Below are 1,432 nucleotides of genomic sequence, written 5' to 3' on the forward strand. Positions count from 1 at the left end.
AAATAACTTGATATCTCATATCAATTGTCTGTAGCAAAATTTTGACTGTTTCATCAACAAAACAAGAATAAAAAGAAGCTTCCAGCTCTTGTTTCTTATTCACGCATTATTGTAATAAATCTTTTTACAATAATGGTAACATTTCCCTCGCATAAATAGTACTCAAAAAGAATACACTTATTTTACGCATTCATGTGCCTGTTTTAAAAAGATATCTCCCAAGATCCCCAAGCTTATTTTACGACGGCATCTGTAAATGGTGTAATGTAAGGTCCCCATAGAGGATATCAAGGCATTGTGCATTACCATTTTTATTCTTATAAAAGAGCTGGTTAGCACCATCATTATACTAATCTTAGCCCCTAATGTTGCCAATAGTTTTTGGCATTTGAAGGCGTTCATAAGCAGCATTTTTATTTTTTAAACTTTTTTACCCCTACATTATTATGATACGCAAGAAAATAGCTTTAATTGTTTCAACAGAAACAGATTTGAAATGAGAAAATCTTACAATGTTTGAGACTTTTATTCACTGTGAATAATGATAAATTACTATAAATCAATATACTGTATTATAAAAATAGAAATTTCTTTTTCAAATAAAGTTTCTCGTAAGAACACCTTTCTTGAGCCAATAATATCAAATGATAATAAATTCAGCGTAGCGCTTTAAAGTACCCAATGCAACAGAACTTGCATATTAGGTACTTTTTTATGATGCTCTCAATAATCTCCCAAAGATCTTTCTTTCATTAGAATGGCTATAGAAGAGAAAACAGAAAAATATACCACTTCATTATTTAACCAAAGAATTTTTCTTCAATCAGAAAAGAAAACACAAATCATCTATTCTCATATAAAGATTTGTTTAATTTCTTTATATTCCAGATCATCTAGAAATGTTAAAAATATTTCCCCTTTTGGTATCAGCTTGTTTACCTCATCAGCAGTCAAAAAATCGCTTTTGCTTTATTACTCTCCATTAAATTTTTTAATATTATATAAAAAAATAAAACAAGCACATTTAAATAATGACTGTCAGATATTTAAAAAATCGCACATTTTAAAATGTGTTTGTTTATTTTCCTTCATTGAGTAAAATTTCACGTTTTCCAACATGATTAGCGGCTCCAACAATGCCTTTTTCTTCCATCCGCTCGACGAGAGACGCTGCTTTATTATAGCCGATTGAAAGTCGACGCTGAATATAAGATGTTGAACATTTTTTATCACGCATAACAATCTTTACAGCCTGGTTATAAAGTTCCTCACCCTCTTCATCAAAATTTTCTTCCTCAGAAACTTCAACCGTTGAATCAGCAGAAGTATCCTCTTTGTTATCGTCTTCATTATCCGTGACGGTTGCTAAATAATCAGGTTTTCCTTGCAGTTTAAGATGTGCAACAATGGATTCAACTTCTTCATCAGAGAC

1 protein-coding gene is annotated in these 1,432 nt (G+C 30.9%); it reads right to left on the reverse strand.

What is annotated here, in order from left to right:
• Positions 1-1,078: 1,078 nt before the first annotated feature.
• On the reverse strand, positions 1,079-1,432 hold a 354-nt coding region (locus ACFIKE_RS10560; RefSeq protein ID WP_375649850.1), incomplete at its 5' end, for a DNA translocase FtsK.

The organism is Bartonella sp. MU70NMGDW (genome assembly GCF_042194085.1).
Classification (GTDB): domain Bacteria; phylum Pseudomonadota; class Alphaproteobacteria; order Rhizobiales; family Rhizobiaceae; genus Bartonella; species Bartonella grahamii.